Annotated in this window: 2 protein-coding genes; both read right to left on the bottom strand. The window is 68.2% G+C overall.

Translation table 11 applies throughout. The features are described from left to right. Positions 1–451 (bottom strand): hypothetical protein (locus AC1D12_RS34680; RefSeq protein ID WP_477845580.1); only part of this gene is annotated, 451 nt, incomplete at its 3' end. A gap of 33 nt (positions 452–484) precedes the next feature. Further along, positions 485–702: hypothetical protein (locus AC1D12_RS34675; protein ID WP_477845579.1), on the bottom strand; the 218-nt coding region annotated here is incomplete at its 5' end.

Genomic DNA, 702 nt, shown 5'->3' with positions numbered 1-702 from the left:
GCAGCAGGTCGTTCATGGGGCGCAGCGCACCGGCGCTGTCGCGCGTGGCGAGGCCGAGCTTGTTCAGAGCTCCCTCGTCCTCATTGAGGTGCTTCAGCAGTCCACGACTCGCCGCGGACATCTCGTCGGTGGTCGCCCCGACATCCTCCAGCGCCGCGATCCAGGTGCTGGCGCCGGTCGCCGACACGCCCAGCGACTTGCCCAGCTGGATGCTCTCTTCCTGGAACTTGGCGGTCTGTTCGATCGCCTTGCCGAAAAGCGCACCGCCGCCGAGCACCGCCGTCAGCGCGATGAACTTGCCTTGGATCGCTTCCAGCGGCCCGTTGACCTTGCCGAGGCCGGTCGCGGCCTGGTCGCCGAACTGCTGGACGTTCTGCAGGCCGGCACGCAGCGCCTGGCGCAGCGGGGTGACATCGCCGTCGACGACGACTTTGGCGCGGGGATCAGTCATGCGGGCTCAGGTGATGAAGTGATGCGATGAAGGTCAAAGACCGAGAAAGGACAGCAGCGGGTCGTCGGGTCGGCCGTGCGCGATTGCCATGCCGGCGCCACGTGCCTGGTCCATCGCCTGGTCGATCGTCTGGTCCGCTTGCCGGGGGTTCTGCGTCGAGCTGCGTCCCGCCGATGCCGAGGCTTCCGGCTTGATGCCGATCGCCAGCGCAATGCGGCGCAGTTGCAGCGCGGCCGGCGGCGTGTGCTTCC

It is taken from the genome of Rhizobacter sp. P1_G5 (assembly GCF_056405435.1).
The sequence above is the reverse complement of the archived record's forward strand: the minus strand, read 5'-3'. Positions and strand labels throughout refer to the sequence as shown.